Source organism: Candidatus Contendobacter odensis Run_B_J11, from assembly GCF_000531125.1.
In the GTDB taxonomy this organism is placed as follows: domain Bacteria; phylum Pseudomonadota; class Gammaproteobacteria; order Competibacterales; family Competibacteraceae; genus Contendibacter; species Contendibacter odensensis.
In genome coordinates, this window is the sequence record NZ_CBTK010000139.1 from 1 (window position 1) to 4,047 (window position 4,047).

The window sequence follows — 4,047 nt, forward strand, 5'->3', positions numbered from 1 at the left end:
GCCCGACCCCCATTAAAAAACCGCCCCCGGTTTCCCAAGGGCGGTTCGTTCAATCCGGTCAGAAGTAGGGCGGGTTAGGCGTCAGCCGCAACCCGCCGTTCAGGGCGTCCCGGTTCCGGCGGGTTACGCTTCGCTAACCCGCCCTACGCGCTACGCGCTAACCCGCCCTACGCGCTCTTGGGCTTTCAGAACTTCGGGATGCCGGGGTTTATAGGCCACCGCCCACAGGGCAAAGTTTGAGACATCACGCTGGACGGTGACGCGGGCAAAGCCGCCGCCGATCAGGTGCTGGCCCAAGGTCTGTTGGGTAAAGCCGGTGCGGTGGGCCATAAACAGGTTGCCCCGAGCCATCGAGGCGCGATGACCGTAGACCATATCCAGAGCCGCAATAGGACCCGCAGGTGCGGTATAGGCCGTGTCCTCCAGTTTGCCCTCGGCGATCAGCGCGGCGACCGCTTGCAAATCCGGGCAGGTGATCAGCGCCAGGCCGTCGTCTTTGAGGACGCGGGCGAATTCGTGCAGGGCGATGGGGACTTCGTGGGGGTACAGGTGTTCGATGTTGTGCGAGGAGTAGAGGGCGTCGTAACTGGCTTCGAGGATCATGGACATATCCAGCATCGAGGCGACGATGTCGGGCTGGACGGCGGGGTCAATATCGAGGCGGATTTCCTGCCAATCGGGGCCGCGAAAGGCTCGATGCAGTTTATCGGGGTTGGGCGCACCACAGCCAACGTGCAGGACGGTTTTTTGCGAGTTCGGGGCAATCATGGGTTCACCAGGCGTTCGATCAGGGTGCGATGTTGTGGCAGGCAGACGGTGTGCAGGTCGTAGTTTTCAACAATGGTTTGCCGGGCGCGGGTGCGGATCGCTTGCATTCGGTCGGGATGATTCAGCACGTCGTCGACGGCGGCGGCGATTTCGGCGGGGTTGAAGAAGTCCACCAGCAGGCCGTTGTGGCCGTGGGTGATGACTTCTTCGACGGGCGGGGTGCGGGAGCCGACCACCAGGCAGCCGGCGCTCATGGCTTCGAGCATCGACCAGGACAGGACAAACGGGTAGGTCAGGTAGACGTGGACGGCGGACACCTGTAGCAAGCCGAGAAAGACCGGGTAGGGGACTTTGCCAACGAAGTGGATGCGGCTGAGATCCAGTTGGCCGGCGAGTTCGGTCAGGTATTTCTGGCGGTAGGTTTGACCGTCCGGTAAGGGACTGCCGTAGCTGACTTCGTCGCCGCCGACGATGACGATGCGGGCCTGGGGGCGGCGGCGCTGGATTTCCGGCAGGGCGCGCAGGAAGGGGTGAACGCCACGCATCGGCTCCAGGTTGCGGTTGACGAAGGTGATGATCTCGTCGCCGGCGCGGAGTTCGAGGCCGCGTTGCTCGAGTCGCAGGCTGGCTTGGGGATTCGGGACGACGTGTCGGGTGTCGATGCCGTCGTGGATGACGCTGATGTGGTCTTGAACGCGGGCCGGGTATTGGGCGCGTTGCCAGGCGGTCGGGCTGAGACCCCAGGTGGCGCTTTCCAGGCTGAAGTGGTTGATGGCGTTTTTGAAGACGATCCGGCAGCGGTCGCCGAGGTCAGCATTGCGGTACTCCGGGTCGAAGTTGACGTCGCTGCCGTGGGTGCGGTAGAAAAATTCGCAGTAGTGGAGTTGCGGGACATCGGGAAAGACTTCGTGCAGGAACAGGGCTTCGCCCCAGCCGGGATGGACGCTGATCAGGTCGGGGCGGAAGCCCTGTTGGCGCAGGTGGTCGGCGGCACGGGCGACCGCTTCGCTGCGGATGACTTTGCTTTCGGTGTCGAGTACCCAGGGGTGAAGGCCGGGGGTGTTGCTGCGGGTCGTCGTGTAGCGATAGATCGGAACACCCGGGATCGCCGGGGAGGCGTTGAGGGTCAGGGCGACCACGGTGTGGCCCTGCGCGGCTAACACCGGGGCCAGGTGTTTGAATTGGCCAGGGAAGTTTTGGTGAATAAAGAGGATACGCATGGCAGGGGTTGCTTAGCGGTGGGCGCGGGGTTCCGTGTAATGAAGCGGCTCGATTTTACTGGAGTCCATTCGGGGATGGAAACTGATCGCTCTAAATCCAGCCCTTAAAAAAACCGCCCCCGGTGTCCCAAGGGCGGTTCATTTCATTAGGCGCCCCCCTTTGAAAAAGGGGGCGGGGGGGATTAGGTTGCCATCAACCCAACCTACGAAGCTTGCCCACCCTACCCGGCTACGAAATCCCTAAGTATTTTTTAATATGATTCGCCAAGTATTCATCAATATCTGCGTGTCTTGGTACGGATTGCTTTTGGCCGGTTGCCGGATTGAGATAGATATCGTGGCGCCCACCGTGTCGATGCAGAACACAACCCGCAGTTAATAACATGCGAATCAGTTCATTACGCTTCATAAATCAATTCCTTGATCTCATAATGCTCCGGTACATCATCCAAAACCATGTACCGATAGGCATCAAGAAGATTTTCCTCAAGCTCTTCCAGCGTTTCTCCTTGCGTCATAATCTCCGGGTGTTCAAGCAATTTGCCCAGCCAAAAGTGGGTGCTTTTCCAGTAGATCACGGTCAGCTTATGGTTCATTGTTAATTTACCTCAAGTTCACAAAAAGAGAAAACCCGCCGATCCTCTCACGAGAACCGGCGGGTCTTTTTCATCCTGCTCCCCCCTTTGAAAAAGGGGGGTCGGGGGGGATTTGGCTACCACGCTTGCGGGGTGAAGGCCGGGTCATTTTGGATCGAGGCCGAATCACCGGTCGCCCGAATGCTGAATAGCCCACGCTTGATCACCATCGCCTCGGCGCTGGCGTCCGCCGTCAGCCAGGCCATCGCCCCATAAATCCGGTTCTGCGCGTACCGGGGAATCCAGTCTTTCAGGTGATCCAGTTTGTCCAGGAAGTTCTTCACGTCATCCGGCCGCAGCGTGGTTTTCACTTCCACCACCACGACCTCTTCGCCGTTGTGGGCGATGATGTCAAATTCATAGTTGCCGCCGCCGGGCTGTTTGCCTTTCAAACGGGTGGTAGTGTCCGCGATGGCAATACCTCGCTGGACGAGCAGATTGACCAGATCGCCCTCCACCAGCGATTCCATGAGCTTGCCCCATTGGCTGGTGAACAGCTTTTCCAGTTGGTTCAGTTTGCGGTCGGTTTCCTGAAACTTTCGGTCGGTTTCCTGAAACTTCCGGTCGGTCTCCTGAAACAAGCGCCAAACATCATCGAGTGTCGGTTGTGCCGTGGACATGGGGGCCTCCTTAAGAGTGATGCGTCCAGTATACCGCCAAACCATCACCCACAAAAAACCCGCCGATCCTCTCACGAGAACCGGCGGGTCATTATTTCACCGCCTTTCCCCCCTTTGAAAAAGGGGGGAAGGGGGGATTTGGCGGATTGTCGCTTGCGCTCCGAATCCGCCTTACGGGTTACCACGCCTTGGCGCGAAACTCTGGCTCGTTACCGATGGTGAGCGTCTCACCGCTTTGCACCAGCACATAAAAGCCCTGTTCTTCCGCATATTCGGCCACGTCATCGGGCATCACCAGCGCGGCCACCGCTCCGAACGCTTGATGATGGCGATAGGCCGGTAACATCGGCTTGAGCTTGTTCATTCGTTGAATATGCTCGTCCACCTGTGCGGTCGTCATCTTGCTTTTGCATTCGATGGCGATCAGCACCCCGTCATTGACCACCAGCACATCCACCTGGATGCCTTGACCCTCACGTTTGGCCTTGATGTCCGAATGCACTTCATGCACTTCAAGACCCTGTGCCTGGAACAGCCGAACGACCGTCGGCATGACCATGTATTCGACAAATTCACCCAGCCGATTGCCGATTTCTCCCAGGTTCTTGGACAGGGCTTTAATCTCAAGACGGGTCGCCTCCGCGCCTTCTTTCAGCAACCGCTCGGTCTCCTGAAACTTCCGATCCGTGTCCTGAAACTTCCGGTCGGTTTCCTTTTGGGATTCCGCCACTTCCCGAAACAATTCCAATATCTCTTCATAAGTCGTGGCCATCGCCATCACCTCCTCATCTTCAATGCGTCCAG

The 4,047-nt window shown here is 58.6% G+C and carries 6 protein-coding genes and 1 pseudogene; all 7 read right to left on the reverse strand.

The features are described from left to right. Positions 1-150: 150 nt before the first annotated feature. A complete protein-coding gene (locus tag BN874_RS10445) occupies positions 151-768 on the reverse strand; it encodes a class I SAM-dependent methyltransferase (RefSeq protein ID WP_034432929.1) in 618 nt (205 codons plus the stop codon). After that, positions 765-1,313 carry a glycosyltransferase gene (locus BN874_RS26185; RefSeq protein WP_320411466.1) on the reverse strand — a complete coding sequence of 183 codons (549 nt, stop codon included), beginning with the start codon at positions 1,311-1,313 and terminating at the stop codon, positions 765-767. The genes BN874_RS10445 and BN874_RS26185 overlap by 4 nt, the downstream gene beginning before the upstream one ends. A gap of 162 nt (positions 1,314-1,475) precedes the next feature. Then, positions 1,476-1,988: pseudogene (locus tag BN874_RS26190) on the reverse strand (glycosyl transferase family 1); the annotation flags it as partial. 229 nt (positions 1,989-2,217) lie between these two features. Beyond that, the gene (locus BN874_RS23535) at positions 2,218-2,397 is read right to left on the reverse strand and encodes a type II toxin-antitoxin system HicA family toxin (protein WP_081756302.1); all 180 of its coding nucleotides are present in this window, start codon (positions 2,395-2,397) and stop codon (positions 2,218-2,220) included. Further along, a complete protein-coding gene (locus BN874_RS10455; protein ID WP_034432933.1) occupies positions 2,387-2,584 on the reverse strand; it encodes a hypothetical protein in 198 nt (65 codons plus the stop codon). The genes BN874_RS23535 and BN874_RS10455 overlap by 11 nt, the downstream gene beginning before the upstream one ends. A 116-nt stretch (positions 2,585-2,700) precedes the next feature. Further along, a complete protein-coding gene (locus BN874_RS10460; protein WP_034432942.1) occupies positions 2,701-3,243 on the reverse strand; it encodes a hypothetical protein in 543 nt (180 codons plus the stop codon). A 178-nt stretch (positions 3,244-3,421) separates the two neighbouring features. Next, positions 3,422-4,047 (reverse strand): DUF3782 domain-containing protein (locus tag BN874_RS10465; RefSeq protein ID WP_320411465.1); only part of this gene is annotated, 626 nt, incomplete at its 5' end.

Excerpts from the sequence above, each read along its gene's own strand:
- BN874_RS26185 (WP_320411466.1), bottom strand. The coding sequence starts at position 1,313 with ATGCGTGGCGTTCACCCCTTCCTGCGCGCCCTGCCGGAAATCCAGCGC.
- BN874_RS10445 (WP_034432929.1), bottom strand. The coding sequence starts at position 768 with ATGATTGCCCCGAACTCGCAAAAAACCGTCCTGCACGTTGGCTGTGGT.
- BN874_RS10460 (WP_034432942.1), bottom strand. The coding sequence starts at position 3,243 with ATGTCCACGGCACAACCGACACTCGATGATGTTTGGCGCTTGTTTCAG.
- BN874_RS23535 (WP_081756302.1), bottom strand. The coding sequence starts at position 2,397 with ATGAAGCGTAATGAACTGATTCGCATGTTATTAACTGCGGGTTGTGTT.
- BN874_RS10455 (WP_034432933.1), bottom strand. The coding sequence starts at position 2,584 with ATGAACCATAAGCTGACCGTGATCTACTGGAAAAGCACCCACTTTTGG.